Source organism: Streptomyces sp. NPDC088915 (genome assembly GCF_044749825.1).
In the GTDB taxonomy this organism is placed as follows: domain Bacteria; phylum Actinomycetota; class Actinomycetes; order Streptomycetales; family Streptomycetaceae; genus Streptomyces.
Genome location: NZ_JBIVIR010000013.1, coordinates 84,146 through 102,234, shown reverse-complemented (window position 1 = coordinate 102,234; position 18,089 = coordinate 84,146). Strand labels below are relative to the sequence as shown.

The following is an 18,089-nucleotide window of genomic DNA, read 5'->3' as shown; positions in this document are numbered from 1 at the left end:
AAGGGGAACGGGGCGGGCTCGGGGTCGGCGAACCCGGTGTCACTTCACATAGCGGGCGGTACCGGGCACCTGCTGGAGGGCCATGAGCGTCTGCCAGTAGGGCACGGCCTCCTTGTCGTTGGTGACGATCTCCAGGCCCCGGATCTGGTCGTGTTCGTTCATCGCCTGGCGGTACTTCTCGAGTTCACCCTCGTCCTTGCCGATGAGGACGTCCTTCTTGTTCCACTTCTTCGTCCCGTCCTCCTTGTACTCGTCCTCGATCTCGAACGTGGACTGGCGACGCCAGGTGCTCTTCCGGCAGTCGTCGTCGGCGTCCTTGACGTACTTGGCGTCCACCATCATCCCGTCGGCGGGCCGCATGCCGTCCGCGCCGATCGCGGGCTTCTCGTAGTCGGCGGGCAGGGGGATGATCCGCTCGGGGTAGCCGGCGATCCTCAGCTGGTAGGCGTTCTCCGGACTGGTGGCATCCGGCTTGCCCCCGAAGCCCGCCGGCTTCAGGCCGTTGACCCAGCCGACGAAGTCCTTCCGCTCCTCCGACGTGAGCAACCGTGGCGGAGGCGCCGCGGCCGGCGGAATCGGGTCCCGCCACGGGATGCCCGGATCGGGGTCCCGGTAGACCGCGGGCACGATCCCCGGCATCCCGCCGGTGTACGAGGCGAGGACGAGCGGCACAGGCACCGGTACCGGCACCGGAACGGGGATCAGCGGAGGCAGGAACGGCAGACCCGGTGCGCTCGGCCCCTTCCCGCCCTCCGGCAGCCGTACCCGCTTCTCGGCCGAGTCCAGGGCGTGCCCCACCTCGCCCAGACGACGGATCCACGGGTCGCCGAGGACGGCGTCGAGCAGACCTCCGTCGAAGCCGTTCCCGCCGAACATCGGGCTGTCCCAGGGCATGTCCATCGCGAAGAGGTCCAGCTTGTGCTGCCGGATCGCCGACTCGGCCGCTTCGACGTGCTCGGCGTACCGGTCGCAGGCCTTCGCGATCTCGTTGCAGGCGGCCACGAGGTTGGCGACGAGCGGTTCGTCCTCCTGGACCCGGCCGGGCGGGCAGGTCAGTCCGACGGACATCTTGAAGTACGTCCGGAAGGCGTCGGCGGCTTCACCCGAGTGCGCCTTGTCGGCCGTCATGGCCGATGCCTGGGCGTCCTCCAGGAACCGCAGCATCAGCCTGCCCCCGCGGCGCCAGGACCCCGCCACCTCGCGCAGCTTCTCGGGCGATCCGCGGTAGCGGTCGCTGCCGCCGCCGGGGGCGTACTGCTCGTACCACGCGGTCTCGCCGACCGTCTCCGGCAGCTCGCGGCCCAGGCCGAGGTAGTTCTCGGGACAGCCGTCCCCCGGGTCGCCCATGCCGGCGGTCAGATCGGCCTGCCTGCCGAGGAGCGCGGCCACGACCGCGCTCTCCTGGGCCATGAACTCACGGGCGTTGCGCATCAGCCCGCGGCCGGCCTCGCCGAGCACGTACGAGCTGGAGCCGATCTTGTCCAGCGTGGCGGCGGCCGCCGATCGATACACCTTCGCGAACGCGCGCCCCGCGTCGTCGTCCCCTGCCATCCCGCGCTGCCGGTCCAGCTCGTGGTACAGGGCGATGGCGGTGTCCCGAGCCCCCCGCATGGTGTCGGTCAGGCCCATCGCGCCCTTGATCATTCCCTCGGCGATGAACTTGAGGTGTGGCGCCAGTCCGCTCGTCACTTCGCCCCTCCCGTGCCCCGCGTCGCGGGTGCGAACAATCGACCGTGCGAAGACAGTTCTATCGCACGGTGACGACAACCGGGTCCGACGGCGGTGGGCTGCGGTAACTTGGCCGGTGTGACTGCCCTGGCCATCGAAGAGGTCCGCCTCACCGCGTTCAAGAGCTTCCGGGACGAGAGGTTCCCGCTCGCGCCGCTGACCGTCCTCATCGGGCGCAACAGCAGCGGCAAGTCGAACGCGCTCGACGGCCTCGAAGTGCTGTCGAGGCTCGCCCGCGGCGAGGACATCATCGAGGCTCTGGAGAGCCGGCGCAGCTCCTCCGGGCCGGTGCGGGGTGGCCTTGCCGGGTGTGTGCCGCACGGGTCGGACCGGTTCTCCCTCGGCTGCACGGTACGAACCGAGGACGGTCCCTTGGACCTGGACGTGACGGTCCAGGTGGAGCCCGAGGTACGGATCATCGAGGAGCGACTGACCAGGCGCACGGCCAAGGGGCCCCGGAAGATCCTCGTCAGCGGCGAGCCGAGCCCGTACTCCGGCGACATCCAGGCGTCCTGGCACAACGGCAAGCCCGGCAAGAACCCCAGCGGTCCCTTCCGCGGCTCCCGGCTGCTGACCTCCCAGCTCCCCGGCCGCGTCGCCGGCGAGAGCGAGGGGGAGTGGGAGACCATCTGGTGCGCCGAGGCCATGCTGGCCGCGCTCGTCGGAGTCTTCCACCTCGATCCGGTCCCGCACCTCATGCGCCAGTACGTCCAGGCCCGGGACAGTCGCCTCCGCCGTACCGCCGAGAACCTCTCGGCCGCCGTCGGCGGGATCCAGCGGACCCGGCCCGAGCTGTTCGAGTCCCTGGTGCACCAGCTCAGGGACCTGGCCGACCACGACATCGAACGACTGTCCGTCACCAAGTCCGAACTCGGTGACGTGATGCTCGCGCTCGACGAAGGCATGCTCGGGCTGACCCCCGCCCGTGAGATGAGCGACGGCATGCTCCGCTTCCTCGCCATCACCACGGCGCTGCTCACCGGCGGCGACGGGCTCGACCTGGGGTCCTCGCCCTCCTCCAGCTTCAAAGAGGGGACGTTCCTGATGATGGTGGTCGAGGAGCTGGAGAACGGACTGCACCCCACCCAGGCCTCCCAAGTGCTCAGGCTCGTACGGGACGCCAGCGCGGCGAACGGCACCCAGGTCCTTGTCACCACCCACAGCCCGGCACTCCTCTCCGCCCTCGAGAGCACCGACCACGAAGGGGTCGTGGTGTGCTCCCGTGACCGGAAGACGGGCACCAGCAGACTCACCCGGCTCACCGAGCTCGACGGCTACCCCAAGGCGATGGCGGCCGGGTCGCTGGGGGACGTCGTCACCCAGGGGCGGCTCGACCTGGCCGGTCGGGCCGAGCGCGACTACAGCGAGTTCAACCGGCTCTTCGGGATCGGGTGAGGCATGGCCCGCCGAGTGGAATTCGTCGACACGTCGATCCTGTGCAACCTCCTCGAGGTGCCGGGCAAATGCCAGGACCTGGAGAAGGTCAGGGAAGAACTGCGGGGAAAGCTGGCGGCGCACGACTGCGACCTCCTGCTCCCGGTGACCGCCGTCATCGAGACCGGCAACCACATCGCGCAGCTGGCCGACGGGTTCCAGCGCCGCACCTGCGCGGAGAAGTTCGTCGCGGTGCTGCGCTTGGTCGTGGCGGGTGAGGCGCCGTGGGCGCTGAACGAGGTCGAGTGGAACGCGGCCCACCTCGAAGCGCTGATCGCGGGCGGCAGCTCGGGAATGAGCCTCGTCGACCATGCCGTCAACAGGGTCGGCTGCGGAGACGTCAACATCCTCATCGAGCGCGACCGTTACCTCGCCCGTACCTCCGGTGTGGATGCCACGGTGTGGACGCTCGACGGGGGACTGGCCGCGCACACCTGACGGAAATCCGCTTCACCCCTGGTCAGAGCGCCGATGTGTCGTGATCATGGGGGCTTGTCAGTGGGGGCTCCTAAGGTCGTGGACAACACGTCAGCCGTGGCCGTCGTCCCCTTCCCAGGAGTGTCGCCCGATCATGACCTCGCCCGTGCCCCACGCGTCCACCTGCCTCGCCGACCTCGTTCCCGCCATTCGTTACGCCGACCCGCACGCGCTCGCGGAGCGGCTCGGCGACGAGCGGCTCCCGCTCGGCTGGTGGTACGCGACCCCGCTCACGACGGCCGAGCGGACGATCGGATCCCCGGCGCTGGCCTCCGTGGTGGCCCGGGTGCTTCGGGCCCTGTGGCCGCGGATCCGGACCGGCGAACTCCTCCCTGTATCGCGGTTCCTGGACGCTGAAGCGGTCCCGCCGCACACGAGCGCGGAAGAGGCCGGTGAGGAGGCGCTCGCCGCTCTGGTGGGCGTGCTGCTCGACCGGCTTCACGGGCGCGGCGTGCCCCGGGCCACCCCGGGCGTCCGGGCCGCGGTGGCCGTGATCTCCGAGTGGCTGCCCGCCGACGCGCCGGCCGAGGTGCGCGCGGCCCTCGCAGTGCTCCGAGAGCTGGAACACGACTCTGCTGAGACGCCGGACGAGCCGGGGGCTGGGGACGGCGCCGAGCGTCGCTCCGCCTCGGCCGCCGTGCCGGAGCCCGTCGTCCTGCCCGTGCAGCGCGCCCACGAGGAAGCCGTCGCACCACCGGCCGTCGGGGCCGGTGAACCGGCGGAGGAAGACGTGGTGGAGGAGGAATCGGAGCCGACGGCTTCCGGGCCGGCGGATGCAGAGGCTCAGCCCGGCAGCGAGCCTCCCGCCCCCCACCCGAACCTGACGGACACCCCGCTCGCGGCCTTCGCCGCTCACGCCTCCACCTGGGACGAGAGGGAGCGCACGATCGCCGCGCGGCGGATCTTCGCCGAGCAGCCGGAGACCTTCGCGGCGCTCGGCGACCGCTTCGAGATCAGCCGGGAGCGCGTCCGCCAGCTGGAGCGGTCCCTTCTGGACTCGATCGCGCAGTGGCTCGCGTACGACGAGCAAGGCCGTTCCTTCGCCACGCACTTGGCCGCCGTCGCGGGACGTCTCGGCGCGGTGGGACGCCTCGCGGAGGTCCGTACGATGCACCCCGACCACGCCCGGCCCGTGGACGCGCTCGGCCTGCCGCTCGGAGACGTCGTCGCCCGCCTCCTGCCCGACCGTGCCGTCGACGGCGAGTGGATCGTCCAGGGGGACGCCGCCGCACTGAGGACGGCCATGACGGACGACCTGCTCGCCGCCTGCGGTGAGACCCCGCTCGCGTGGGGCGAAGCCGTCGCCGTCGGTGAGCGCCATGGGGTCCGGGCCGAAGTGCTCGCGGGCTGGGCGGCCGAGATCGGCCGGTTCAGGACCATGGACGGACACATGCTGTACTGGGGCCGATCGGTCAACGACCGCGCGGTGGCCGTGCTCTCCCTGCGCGGAGAGCCGCTGTCCATGGAGGACATCCACGACCGGCTCGCCGACGGCACCACCCTCAACAGCATGCGCAACCAGATCTGGACCGACGCGCGCTTCGTCCGGCTCGACCGGAACCTGTACGGGCTGCGTCAGTGGGGCGGAGAGGAGTACCTGGGCATCCGGGAGATGATCACCCGGGAGATCCGGCAGGCCGGCGGAGAGATCGAGGTCAACGCCCTCGTCGACGCGATCTGCGGCCGTTTCGACGTCGTCCCGGCCTCCGTCCGCACGAACCTCGGCGCGCCCGAGTTCACCCGCACCCGACGCGGCTGGGTGGGGCTCGCCGCAGAGCAGCCGACGGAGGACGAAGCCGCTCCGTACAACCCGCGCAAGGACGTGGCCAGGACCAGGCGGTGCTTCGTCGGCACCGACGGCCGTTGGTGGTACCGCTTCGAGGTCACCGGGGACCACCTGCGAGGTTCCGGCGCCCCCGTTCCGTCCGGCTGGGCGGCTCACCTCGGTGCCGCGCCCGCCTGCGAGCCGATCCCGCTGCGGCACGAGGCCGGCGAGAGTGTCCTCCAGTGGCGGACCCAGCCCGTACTCGGATCGATCCGTCCGCTGATGGAGCACATCGGGGCGGCCGTCGGCGACCAGGTCTTCCTCAACGTGACCGATGGGGAACTGTCGGCGCTGCGGCTGCCGGCCGCGCAGCCGGAAGCCCGCCCGGAGGCCGGAGCGGCCCGGCTCACCGGTTGGACCGCCGCCGTGACCACGGCCGAGGCGATCGACGTCATCGGGCTCCGGACCGGCATGGGTTCCGGGCAGGAAGCGACCGCTCTTCTCCAGCACCTCGGTGACCGGGGGGACCGGGACATCGTCGGGCTCCTCGAGCAGGCGCTGACCGCGACCGTTCCGATGAACTGACCGGCTGTCGGAGCAGGCCGCTAGCATCGGGACCGTGGCGGCTCGGCACGGCCCCGGCGGCACAGCCGCACGACCGAACGGCCCGCACGGGGCCACGTACCAGGGACGAGAAGGGGACGCCGCGGATGCCGCCGACCAAGAACGCCGACGTATCGCCCGGATCGCTGGAGCGGGACCTCCTCCAGCGGGTCCGCGAGGTGTCGCAGTCGTTCAGCCCCGCGACGTCCTATCAGGTCAGGGAGGAGCTGGGCGAGCTCATCAGCCGAGACCTGCTGGGACCTTGGAACGGCTCCGACGAGGAGTTCGACTACCGGGCCGCCGGCCCCAGGGACCGCTATCTGGTGGGGATGATCGGCCCCAAGCGGGCGCTGACCACCTCGCCCGCGGCCGCCGACACCCAGACCCTGGACGACTCCGACGGTGAGGGGGACGGCACCGACCAGGGGCTTCCCGAGCGGCTCACCACGCAGAACGCCGGGCGCATGTGGGCTTCCTCGATGGGCCTCATGTGCGCCGTACCGGCGGACGAGGGGGTGGACGCGATCTCCGTCAGGGCCCGCTGGGGCCGCTACCACCGTTCCCAGGTGCTGAACGACGAGGGCGTCGCGCGGTCGACGTGGACGCGGGAGCAGGTCGAGGAGACCCGTGAGGTCCGGCTCGACGGCCCGGCCCGGCAGGTGCTGCCGCTGACCTCCGAGGACACGGAGGCACCCGGAGTGCGTCTGCTCGTCGAGGTCCGGCACCGCCCCGGGCCCGTCGGCCCCACCCGCGTCGTGGAGCTCGCCCTGGTCAACGCCCAGGAAGAGCCCTCGGCGGCCAAGGACACGGCCTGGCTGTTCCAGACGGAGCTGCACGTCACGGCTCTGGACGGGGGCTCTGCCGTCTTCCTGCCGATCTCCGATCCTCTCGACGAGGCGTCGCAGGGCGAGGACGCCCGGGGGCTCGACGACCCCGAGGAGCAGCACCTCACGCTCCTCTACCGCGACCGCCTGAAGCACGCGGCGGGCCGCAACGTCGCCGTGGACGTCGTACGCGAGGGCGACAGCCGCCGGGCACGCGCGCTCACCACGACCTGGCTTCCCACCCACGACGTGCCGGCCACGATCGCCCCGTCCGGGGAGCAGGCGACGCATCTGAACGGTCTCGAACTCTCCATGGACGAGCTCGCCCAATTGCCTCCCGCGGCACTGCGGGAGGCTCTCGCCCCGCTTGCGGACGGGTACAGCGCGTGGCTCGACGAGCGCGAGTCCGAGGCCGAGCAGTTGCCAGGATCCCTCCGGGACAGCGCCCTGAACGCCGTGCGGCAGGCCCGGGACTCGTCCGTCCGCATCGCCCTCGGCGTGGACCTGCTGTCGCACCCCGACCGCCCGGACGTCCTGGAGGCATTCCGCTTCGCCAACCGGGCCATGGCGCTCCAGCGGCGCCACACGGCCATCGCCGCCCTCCGCGAACGGGAGGGTCTCGGCTTCGAGGCGGCGCGCGAGCGGGTCGCCGAGCAGGGCCCGGAAGCAGCGTCCTGGCGCCCGTTCCAGCTGGCGTTCTTCCTGCTCAACCTGAGGGCGCTCGCCAATCCCACCTCGGCGGAGCGGGAGGCCTCTCCCGCGGCCCTGGTCGACCTCCTGTTCTTCCCGACCGGCGGTGGCAAGACCGAGGCGTACCTGGGACTCGCCGCCTTCACCTTCGCCATCCGCAGGCTCCAGGGCACCATCGGCACAGGCGAGGACGCCCGCAGCGGCGACGCGGGCGTGGCCGTCCTGATGAGGTACACCCTGCGCCTGCTCACCGCCCAGCAGTTCCAGCGTGCCGCCGCGCTGGTCTGCGCCGCCGAGGTGCTGCGCCGTGAGGCGTACGACGGGGGCGACTACCGGTGGGGCGCCACCCCCTTCCGTATCGGGCTGTGGGTCGGCGGAGCGGTCTCGCCGAACCGCTACGAGGAAGCCGCGCAGCAGATCGCCGAGGCGAAGCAGGCGGGCAGCGGGCGGGGCGCCAAGGTGCTCCAGACCCTCGCCTGCCCGTGGTGCGGCACGGCTCTGAGCGCCCAGGACGACCTGCACCCCGACGACGACCTGCGTCGGATCCTCCTCTACTGCGCCAACGGCGAGGGCAAGGGCGCCTGCCCCTTCTCGAAGCGCCGCTCGCCCCGCGAGGGCCTGCCCATCCTCACCGTGGACGAGGAGATCTACCGGCTGGCGCCCAGCCTGCTGATCGCCACCGTGGACAAGCTCGCGCAGCTGCCGTGGCGTGGAGCTGCGGGCATGCTCTTCGGCCGGGTCACCGACCTCTGCCCGCGCCACGGCTACCGGCACGCCGATCTCGACGCCCGCACGAAGTGCGGCGAAAGGCACCACGCCAAGGGCAAGCTGGAGGCCGTCAAGAGCACGGAGGTGACCCGACTGCGCCCGCCGGACCTGATCATCCAGGACGAACTCCACCTGATCTCGGGTGCGCTGGGCACGACGGTCGGGCTCTTCGAGGCGGCGGTCGACGAGCTGTGCACCTGGCGCGCGCCCTCCCCGGACGGGGGCCTCCGGCTCGTCGGACCCAAGATCGTCGCCTCCACGGCGACCACCAAACGCGCGGCGGAGCAGATCACCGGCGTCTTCGCACGGAAGTCGGCGATCTTCCCGCCCCAGGTCATCGACATCGGTGACACGTTCTTCTCACAGCAGGTCGAGCTCTCGGAGAAGGCTCCCGGCCGTCGCTACCTCGGCATCTGCGCCCATGGCGTCAGGATGAAGCAGGCCGAGATCAGGGTGGCGGAGATCCTCCTGCTGGCGGGCCAGACCCTGTTCGACAGGCACGGAGCCGTCGCCGACCCGTACATGACACTCGTCGGTTACTTCAACGCCACCCGTGAACTGGCCGGTATGCGGCGCTTCCTGGACGACGACATCTCCACGCGCGTGCGCGTCCACGGCACCCGCAAGGGGCTCTCGAACCGCCTGCTCCGCCGGACCGAGATGCTCTCCGTCCAAGAGCTCACCTCCCGCATCTCCTCGGGCGACATCACGGAGGTGCTGGCCCGGCTGGAGATCGGTTTCGACGAAGAGACGGACACGACGGCCCGCCGCCAGGCGGTCGTCGAGGAACTGAAGGCGGCGGCGCAGCACAAGCAGCGTCTGGACGTCTCGAAGCTGGGCCTCCGCAACGAGGGGGCCGGGGCCGTGGACGCGGTGCTCGCCACCTCCATGCTCCAGGTCGGTGTGGACGTGTCCCGCTTCGGCCTGATGCTGGTGGTGGGCCAGCCCAAGAACACCGCCGAGTACATCCAGGCGTCCTCGCGCGTGGGCCGTGACGCCAAGCGCCCCGGACTCGTCGTCACGCTCTACAACTGGACCCGGCCACGGGACCTGGCGCACTTCGAGAACTTCGGCCATTACCACGCCACCTTCTACCGGCAGGTCGAGGCCCTCTCCGTCACCCCGTTCGCGCGCCGCTCCCTGGACCGCACGACCGCGGCCGCCTGGATCGCCGCCGTGCGCAACGCGACCGCTCCCCATTCCCGTAACCAGGACGCGTACGACGTCGACCTGGACGGCGTGGTCGCGCAAAGCGTCACCGAGCGCTTCCTGGCCCGGGCAGACGTCGTGGGCGGCCCGCGGGCCCGGGGCTACCTGGCCGAACGCATCGAGGTGCTCAAGGACGCCTGGGCACGCAAGAGGCAAGGCAGCGCCCGTCTCGGCTACGAAGAGGCCAAGTGGCAGGGACAGCAGCTCAGCGGACTGCTCAACCGGGCGACGGGCGCCGGCTGGGACGAACTCACGGTCGCCCAGTCGATGCGCGAGACGGAGAACGAGATCAATCTGCTGCTGCCGGGCGGCGGTCTGTTCGACGTGGTCGGCGGAGCCCCGGACTGGAGCTGCTCCGGCTCGGGCGGACCGGACGGCACCGGGTACGAGGAATCGCCCGAAGGAGACGAGACCGGCGCGGTACTGGACACCCGATCCGGAGCCGCCGGGCAGCACGGGAAGAAGGCCCAGGCATGACGGACCAGCCCCAGTACCGCCGACGCGTCGGCTCGGTACGCCCCAGCCACCTGATGTACACCGGCGGTGTCGGCGCGCTCGTCGACCTCCCCAACTTCGCCGTACTCGTCCGGGGGATCGACGACTGGAACTACGACTCCTTCGACTGGACGGACCTCAAGGAGCCCCGGCTGCTGCGGGCGGTCAACGGACTCCTCGGCGACCAGAACGGATCGCAGGTCACCCAGCTGCGGCCGGCCCCCTGGACGGACGGGACGGACTCCGACCCCAGCGGTCCCGCCGCCCGAGTGGGAGTGCCCGTTCTCCCGTTCCCGCAGTGGCTCCGCTGCACCGCCTGCAACGCGCTCGGCGGACTGGACTCGAAGATCTTCAAGTTCGAGAACGCCAAACCGCGCCGCCCCGACCACGCCCGCTTCTTCCACGAGAACTGCACGGCCAAGCGCAAGGGCAAGCGTCCGCTCGCGGTGGCCGCGCGTTTCGTCCTGACCTGCTCCGACGGACATCTGGACGACTTTCCCTACACCTGGTTCGTGCACCGGGGAGGCGAGTGCGACAAGGCGAGTCATCCACGCCTGGAGATGCTCGACCACGGCGGCAACCAGGCCGCCAACGTCAAGGTGCGGTGTGTGAACTGCGGCAAGGACCGCAACATCCGCGACGCCATGGGGCAGCGCGGCGAGTCCACCCTGCCGCGCTGCCGTGGCCGACACCCCCACCTGGCGACGTTCGCCCCCCAGGGATGCCTTCAGTCTCCCAAGCCGCTGGTCATCGGTGCCTCCAACCAGTGGTTCGCGCAGACGCTCAGCGTGCTCGCCGTTCCCCCGACGAGCGGCAGCGCCCTCCAGGGCAAGGTCGAGCAGCTGTGGGGGGACCTCCAGGCAGCGACCTCCCCCGAGATCCTCAACGCCTTCTGGGGGCTCCAGCAGTTCCGCCCTCTGCACCAGTGGAGCCAGTCCGAGGTGTGGGAGGCGATCGAGGCGCAGCGCTCAGGGGCTCAGGACACGCCGACCGTGCAGCCTGCCTCGTACCCCGATCTCCTGACCCCCGAGTGGGAGATCTTCACCAGCCCGCAGGTACCGGAACCGACCGAGGACTTCGCACTTCACGACGTCCCCGTCCCCCCGGCCCTGAGCGGCGTGTTCTCCCACGTGGTCCAGGCGGAGCGGCTGCGAGAGGTGCGCGCGCTCATCGGTTTCACCCGGCTCGACGCGCCGGACCCCGAGGATCCGGCCCTCGTGGTCCGTGCCCCGCTGTCCCGTGCCCGGGTTCCCTCCTGGGTGCCGGCGAGTGAGGTACGTGGCGAGGGGATCTTCCTGCGTGTCGAGGACTCCCTGGTCGCCGACTGGGAACAGCGCGTCGCGGGATCCGCGGCTCTCGCGGCCCATCGCGACGCCTACGTCGAGTTCCGCCGCAATCGGTACTCGGGCCGGGTGCAGGACGCCGACGACCCCCTGTGCGGCTGGCCCGGAGCCCGCTACATCGCCCTGCACACCTTGTCGCACCTGCTGATCCGAGCGATCTCCCTGGAATGCGGCTACTCCTCGGCGAGCCTGTCCGAACGGATCTACGCCGGCCGCGAGGACGACCGGCGTACCGGCATCCTCATCTACACAGCCGTCCCGGACGCGGAGGGGACTCTGGGCGGCCTGGTGTCGCTCGCCGAGCCGGAGAAGTTCGTACGGATCGTCCAGCGCGCGCTCAGGGACGCCCAGCGCTGTTCCTCCGACCCGCTCTGTGCGGACCGGCTGCCCCGTCCCCCGCACGAGGACTTCCTGCACGGCGCGGCCTGCCATGTCTGCCTCTTCGTCTCCGAGACGACATGTGAACGAGGCAACCGGTTCCTGGACCGTCGATTCGTCGTCCCCATCGACGACCCGGAACTCGTTCTTCTCCAGAGCCTCAAATGAAACCGGCGACCTTGCACCCGGCAGCCTCGCGAGCACTGGCCGCGATAGGTGCCGGAGCACTCAGGACGCTGGCCGACGCCATGGCGTCGGGCCGCCCCCGCGCAGAGCTGCTGACGGCCCGTGCCTCGACGGACTACATGGAGGCCGCGGCCGCGGTCCTGGACGCCGCGGTGACCGACGGTGCGTCCCCGCAGGAGGCAGCGGCATACCTGCACGGTCTCGCCGCCGGATACGAACTCAGAGCGCTGGAACAGGACGTGTCCCTGGTGTGGAGCGGGCCGTCGACCCATCGCGTCCCGGTGAGATCGACAGCCCGGGTGCTGCTCCAGCTCGTCACGGAGGCGAGGGCCGAGCTGACCCTGATGACCTACTCGGCAAGGCGCTACGCGCCGCTCGAGGAAGCCCTTCGGGCCGCGATCGCCCGGGGGGTCGTCGTCGACGTCGTCGTCGAGACCCTGCAAGGCGCGGGCACCGCCCTCACGGGAGTGGAGCCCGCGATGGCATTCGCCGATGTGACCGGGATCCGCCTCTGGCACTGGCCCACAGGCCGCAGAGCCGAGAAGGGGGCCAAGACCCACGCGAAACTGGCGGTGGCCGACCGACGCACGCTTCTGACGACGAGCGCGAACTTCACCCTCTCGGGAGTCGACCGCAACATAGAGGCAGGCGTGCTCATCACCGGTGGCTCCGCACCTGCGCGAGCGGCGGAGCATGTGCGGGAGCTCCAGCGTCGGGGAGTGCTCGAGCGCTACTGGTGATGTCCGGGGCCGTTCACGGGGTCTTCCGGCACACCTTGCGAAGTGGTCTCGGCAGGATTCGAAGCTGCGCACACGGTGTTCTGTCGACATGTTTGTGGTGACGCGCCACATGGAGTGCGTGGCGATTCTGGAGCCCGCCGAGAAGGCCCGCTGACCTGCTGCTTTGTCGAGAGTGCGTGATGGGCGTCATGTGCGGTACGGGCGATGTCCTGACGCGTATTCGACGCGCGTGACGCATACATGACGCACGCCGGGCGCCTTTCCCGACGGGTGGTCACGGGGGAAGGCTGCCGCGGGAAGCAGGTCGTGTTGTCTGCCGGGAGAGGTGGTTGTCGCGCGGTGCGACGGTCCGTCCCTCGTCGCGTCGGCGTCCGCATGGTCTCTCGACGCGGTGACGTTCTGCAGTCGAGCCCGGAGGTGCTCGCGGTCTCCCGGCAGACCCAAGGGCACCAGGTGGCGTCGCCGGTCAGCTGGTTACGGTTCGTGGCTTCCTGGGCAGTACGGCCTCGCCGGCGGAACCTCATGAGGCATCTGTCGGAGTCCGGGTGGCAGCCGGGCCGTAAGGGTGTGGCTGCGTTCATCCAAGCCTTCCCCAAGGGCGGTTCCGGCACGCCTGTACGCGACCGAATCCCTGGTTGACGCGGCCGGTCCGCTCGCGGCTCAGGTCCGGGGCGGATATTCCGGATTCGCGGCCCGGTGGTCGAAGTCGGGCGGGACGCGGTTTCGGAAGGCGTTTCTGTGCTTGCTTGCTTGCGTCGATCGGCCGTGTATCCCGGACGTCACGGGTCGTCGATGCGGTTGGTGTCACCGAATGCCTCGACGTAAGAATTCTGCGGATGGCGCCTGCTGCGATGTGAACGGGCGAATTCCTTCCGGTCGGCCGTCATTTGTCGCGCACAGAACCGTACGGCGGTGCCGGCGGAGGCCCCGGTCGACCGGCTGCGGGCCGCGAGTGCGTCGGGGTCCGGCACCTGGTTCCGGCGGAACGGCGGGCTCGCGGCCGGGGCGGGGTATGCCGCCCGCCGTGGTCCTCGTTTCCGCCGTTCCCCGGGCCGGTGTCTCTGCCGCGACAGAAGCGCCGGAGTCGGCGGTTCCTGTCGCAAGCCGTCTCGTATGGCGGCTGTCACACGGCAAATCGGGACATCCGGGAAGTTCCCGTCGGGGGCGCCGGTCGGCCGCCAAGGCGGGCCCCGCTCGCTCGACGAGGTGCGTGTCCTATGAAACTTCCTGGAAGTGGGGCCGGGCGGTGATGTGGGTTGGCGGAAACTCCTTCCTTCGTGTCCGAAATTCCTTGGCGTGATTCTCTTGTGGCGGGAGTTTCCCCGGCCGGACGGTCGGCGGTCCATGATTGATTGTTTGTGGACAGTGTCGATTGGTGACTCTAGGATCTGGCCTGGTCTGGCTGGAGATGGCCGAGAAAACAAATCGATGAAACCTTGACTTTCGGGGGATCCTGATATGCCCAACCCCACCGTGTGGAATATCGTCTCGGACGCGCGATCCGACGCCGACACCGATATCGTGCTCGCGGCTGATTTTCCGGTGACGGGGCGGAACGAGGGTGGATTCGCCGATCTGGCGCCCGGTCTGAAGCTGGACTGCGACCTGTGGCAGACCGTCGCCCCGGTCCGCGACCCCGAGACCGACGCCCTGGACGACAGCTACCTGGAGCCCTGGCTCTCCGAGGTGGCCGCCTCCGGTCGCACGGTCCGCGCCGTGCTCGGCTACTGCGCGGGCTCCGTCTTCGCCGGTGTGCTCGCCGAGAAGATCGGCGAGCGGCAGCCGACCGCCCCCCGCGTGGTGCTGTTCGACCCCGAACTGGTCGACGTGCCCACCGTCCACCTCCAGTTCGGCCGGGTCGTCGGCAACATGACCACCGTGCTGACCCCGGAGGAGATAGCCGAGCTGTCCGGCGCCGCCGAGCGGCTCGCCGCGCGGCCCGACTCGGCCCCGGCCGCTTTCGCCGCCGGCCTGTACGCGGCCTTCCGCCCGATCGGCACCACGGCGCTGCGGCGCGCCGGGCTCGACGAGGACTACGCCGGCGAGCTGGTCCAGCTGGTCGGCTCGTTCATGTCCTACCTCGCCACCGCCGCCGGTCTCGACCCGCGCCCCGGCTGGAAGGGGGCCACGGTCGTCACCTCCGCCAGTGCGACCAGCGGACTGAACCGGATGCGCACCACACCCGGCGTCGCCCCCGTCGAGGTCGCGGACGAGCGGCGCTTCGAGGTCGAGCACCGGGACCTGCTGCGCACCCCCGCCATCGCCGAAGCCGTGGCCGGAGTCCTGGCATGCCGCCCGGGGGAGCACGCGTGAGCGCCGAAACCACGGCCACCCCGGTCCGGGGCGACTCCGGTCCCGCGGCCGGGCGCGTACCGGCGAGCCGCAAGGAGACCACCCTCTGGCTCCTCGACGAGCTGGTCCCCGGGAGCGGCGCCAACAACCTGTCGCTGGCCCTGCGCGTACGGGGCCGCCTCGACGCCGCCGCCACCGCGCACGCCCTGCGACTCCTGACGGAGCGCTTCGAGGTGCTGCGCACGGTCTACCACCGCGAGGGCGCCGAGCTGACCAAGACCGTCGTACCGTCCCTGGCCGTCGGGCTGGAGGAGGCGGAGCACCACGGCGGCGCGGAGGACGAACCGGCCGTCCTGACGGCCTTCGTGGCCCGCCCGTTCACCCCGGACGGCCGCCCCCTCGTACGCGCCCTGCTGCTGCACGGGCCGGACGCCGACGTGCTGTGCCTGGCCCTCCACCACGCCGTGTCGGACGTGCAGTCGACGGCCATCCTGCGTGCCGAGTTCGTCACCTTCTACGAGGCGGTGCTGGAGGGCCGCCACCCCGCCCCCGCCGAGGTGCCCGCCCTGCGCGAGCCCGCCCCGTCTCCCGAGAGCCGCGGCTACTGGCAGGAACGCATGGCCGGCTTCCGCTCCTCGGGCCTGGAACTCCTGTGCGAACAGCGCGACCGGCCCGTCACCACGCTCCGGGGTGACGAGGTCACCCACGTCCTGTCACCGGAGGCCCACGAGGTCGTACGCCGCCTCCAGCGCGAGCTGCGGGCGCCGGAGTCCGTCGTCCTCCTCACCGCCTACGCGGTCCTCCTCGCGGCGCACGGCGCCGGGCCCGACCTCACCATCGGCTCGCCGGTCAACACCCGCCCCCGCGAGGCGGTGGACGCGGTCGGCTACCACAGCAACCTCGTCGTCCTGCGCCTGCTGCTCGACCGTGACGCCACCTTCCGGGACCTCACGGCCCTGACCCGGCGGACGTTCATGGAGGCGATGGCGCACAAGGACGTACCGACCGACGACGTGCTCGACATGGTCGAACGCGACGGGTCCGGCTGGCGCAACGCCCTGTTCAAGCACGTCTTCAACTACGTCCCCTTCGCCGAGGACCAGCGCACCTTCACCCTCGCCGGTGCCGAGGCCGAACTCCTCGTCGTCGAGAACGGCTTCAGCCAGTTCGACCTCGAATTCTTCGTCTCGGCCAACGAGGAGACCGCCACGGTCCGCGCCGCGTTCTACACCGGGGTGCTGGACCGGTCGGACGTCGAACTGATGGTCCAGCGCTACGACGCCCTGCTGGTCGCACTGGGTACCGGGGCGGACACCCCGATCGCCTCCCTGCCGTCCTGGTCGGCCCGCGACCACGAGATCATCGACGCCGCCAACGCCACGGACCGCGCGATCGGCCTGCCGTCGGTGCTCACCGGCTTCGCCCGCCGCGCCGCCGCCGACCCCACGGCCGTGGCCGTACGGGAGGGCGACCGCACGGCCACGTACGGCGCCCTGTGGTCCGCGGCCGTCGACACGGCCGCCCGGCTGGCCGAGGCCGGCGTACGTCCCGGCGACGTCGTCGCGCTCCTCCTGCCGCGCGGCGCCACGCTGGCCGCGTCGGTGTTCGGCACCTGGCTCGCGGGCGCCGCCTACCTGCCGCTCGACCCGAACCACCCCGTGGAGCGCCTGACCCACCAGCTCGACGACACGCGGGCCCGCGTCGTCATCGTCGGCGCCGGGACCACCGCCCCGGAGGGCCACGTCCCCGTGCCCGCCACCGACTGGGACCGGGTACCCCGGGTGACGGTGGACGAGGCGGCGGTGAAGGCCGACCCCGACGCCCTCGCGTACGTGATCCACACCTCCGGCTCGACCGGCAGGCCCAAGGGCATCCCGATCCGGCACGGCAGCCTCGTCAACCACATCGTCGACTACGCCGAACGCTTCGGCGTGGCCGGCTCCACGCGCCCCACCGGCTGGCTCAGCACGTACAGCTTCGACACCTCCTCGCTCGAACTGATGATGCCGCTGCTCCACGGCGGCCACACGGTGGTGCTCCCGGACGAGGCGCGCACGGACGGCGCCCTGCTGGCGGCTGCCGTCGCCGCCCACGACATCGGCCTGCTGCAGGCGACGCCCACGACGTGGCGGCTCGTCGCCCGCGAGGCCGCGGACGTGACGGCCGGACGCGTCCTCCTCACCGGCGGCGAACCCCTGCCCGCCGAACTGGCCACCCGGCTGCTCGACGCCGGAGCCGAACTCTGGAACGTCTACGGCCCCACCGAGAGCACGATCTGGGCGACCGCCGGCCGCGTACCGGCGGACCACGACGGAAGGGTGGACGTCGGCTCACCCGTCGCCAACACGCGGATCTTCATCGCCGACCCGTACGGCAGGCCACTTCCGGTCGGCCTCCGCGGAGAGCTGTGCGTCGCGGGCGTCGGCGTCGCCTCCGGCTACCACGAGCGGCCCGACCTGACCGCGGAACGCTTCGGGGAGAACGCCGAGTACGGGCGCTTCCACCGCTCGGGAGACGTGGCCCGCTGGCGGACCGACGGCAGGATCGACCTGTTCGGCCGGATGGACCGGCAGGTCAAGCTGCGCGGCAACCGGATCGAACCCGCCGAGATCGAGGCGGTCCTGCTCGCCCACCCCGACGTCGAGGCGGCGGCCGTCGTGGTCGTCGGCGATCCCGGGGCGGACGGTCACCTGGCCGCCTTCGTCCGGGTTCCGGGCCGTCCCGAGGCCGTGGACGAACTGTGGGACCACGCGCACGGGCAGCTCCCGCGCTCGGTCGTCCCGCACCGGTTCATCGCCGTGGACGCCTTCCCCCGCACCGGCAGCGACAAGGTCGACCACCTGGCCCTCGCCGAACAGGCCGCCCGGTATTCCGGCCCGGCCGTCGGCGGCCACGGCAGCCACGGCGGCGAAGGCGGTGCCGGAGCCCAGGACGACCTCACGGCCACCGTCGTCGGCCTGTTCGCCGAACTGCTGGACCGCGGCGACCTCGACGTCGGCGCGCACTTCTTCGCCAACGGCGGGCACTCGCTGCTGGCCGTGGCCCTCGCCCAGCGGATCAAGGACATCACCGGTGTCCGGCTCGCGCTGACCGACGTGTTCGAGACCCCCACCCCCGCCGCCCTGGCCGACCGGCTGCGCCGACTCGCCTGACGGAA

General features: G+C 71.2%; 9 protein-coding genes. 8 read left to right on the top strand and 1 reads right to left on the bottom strand.

The features are described from left to right. Positions 1-39: 39 nt before the first annotated feature. Positions 40-1,689 (bottom strand): restriction endonuclease fold toxin-2 domain-containing protein, encoded by a 1,650-nt coding sequence (locus ACIP5O_RS23400; RefSeq protein WP_401296348.1) that lies wholly within the window; start codon positions 1,687-1,689, stop codon positions 40-42. A 117-nt stretch (positions 1,690-1,806) separates the two neighbouring features. On the opposite strand from ACIP5O_RS23400, the gene ACIP5O_RS23395 reads away from it, so the two are divergent. From ACIP5O_RS23395 to ACIP5O_RS23360, 8 genes are all read left to right on the top strand, one after another. Continuing rightward, positions 1,807-3,123, top strand: a complete 1,317-nt coding sequence (locus ACIP5O_RS23395) for an AAA family ATPase (protein WP_401296346.1) — start codon at positions 1,807-1,809, stop codon at positions 3,121-3,123. A 3-nt stretch (positions 3,124-3,126) separates the two neighbouring features. After that, a complete protein-coding gene (locus tag ACIP5O_RS23390) occupies positions 3,127-3,600 on the top strand; it encodes a hypothetical protein (RefSeq protein ID WP_401296344.1) in 474 nt (157 codons plus the stop codon). A 133-nt stretch (positions 3,601-3,733) separates the two neighbouring features. Beyond that, the gene (locus ACIP5O_RS23385) at positions 3,734-5,989 is read left to right on the top strand and encodes a sigma factor-like helix-turn-helix DNA-binding protein (RefSeq protein ID WP_401296343.1); all 2,256 of its coding nucleotides are present in this window, start codon (positions 3,734-3,736) and stop codon (positions 5,987-5,989) included. A gap of 125 nt (positions 5,990-6,114) precedes the next feature. Next, complete coding sequence (gene drmA, locus ACIP5O_RS23380) at positions 6,115-9,975, top strand: DISARM system helicase DrmA (protein ID WP_401296342.1); 3,861 nt, start codon at positions 6,115-6,117, stop codon at positions 9,973-9,975. Further along, a complete protein-coding gene (gene drmB, locus ACIP5O_RS23375) occupies positions 9,972-11,882 on the top strand; it encodes a DrmB family protein (protein WP_401296340.1) in 1,911 nt (636 codons plus the stop codon). Before drmA ends, drmB begins: the two co-directional genes overlap by 4 nt. Next, complete coding sequence (gene drmC / locus ACIP5O_RS23370) at positions 11,879-12,640, top strand: DISARM system phospholipase D-like protein DrmC (protein WP_401296338.1); 762 nt, start codon at positions 11,879-11,881, stop codon at positions 12,638-12,640. The genes drmB and drmC overlap by 4 nt, the downstream gene beginning before the upstream one ends. A gap of 1,458 nt (positions 12,641-14,098) precedes the next feature. Next, on the top strand, positions 14,099-14,953 hold the full coding sequence (locus ACIP5O_RS23365) for a hypothetical protein (RefSeq protein WP_401296336.1): 855 nt from the start codon (positions 14,099-14,101) through the stop codon (positions 14,951-14,953). Next, positions 14,950-18,084, top strand: a complete 3,135-nt coding sequence (locus tag ACIP5O_RS23360) for an amino acid adenylation domain-containing protein (protein WP_401296334.1) — start codon at positions 14,950-14,952, stop codon at positions 18,082-18,084. Before ACIP5O_RS23365 ends, ACIP5O_RS23360 begins: the two co-directional genes overlap by 4 nt. The last annotated feature ends 5 nt before the right edge of the window (positions 18,085-18,089 follow it).

Bases quoted from the DNA above. Each gene is read 5' to 3' on its own strand.
- drmC (WP_401296338.1), top strand. From the start codon at position 11,879: ATGAAACCGGCGACCTTGCACCCGGCAGCCTCGCGAGCACTGGCCGCG.
- drmB (WP_401296340.1), top strand. From the start codon at position 9,972: ATGACGGACCAGCCCCAGTACCGCCGACGCGTCGGCTCGGTACGCCCC.
- drmA (WP_401296342.1), top strand. From the start codon at position 6,115: ATGCCGCCGACCAAGAACGCCGACGTATCGCCCGGATCGCTGGAGCGG.
- ACIP5O_RS23365 (WP_401296336.1), top strand. From the start codon at position 14,099: ATGCCCAACCCCACCGTGTGGAATATCGTCTCGGACGCGCGATCCGAC.
- ACIP5O_RS23390 (WP_401296344.1), top strand. From the start codon at position 3,127: ATGGCCCGCCGAGTGGAATTCGTCGACACGTCGATCCTGTGCAACCTC.
- ACIP5O_RS23385 (WP_401296343.1), top strand. From the start codon at position 3,734: ATGACCTCGCCCGTGCCCCACGCGTCCACCTGCCTCGCCGACCTCGTT.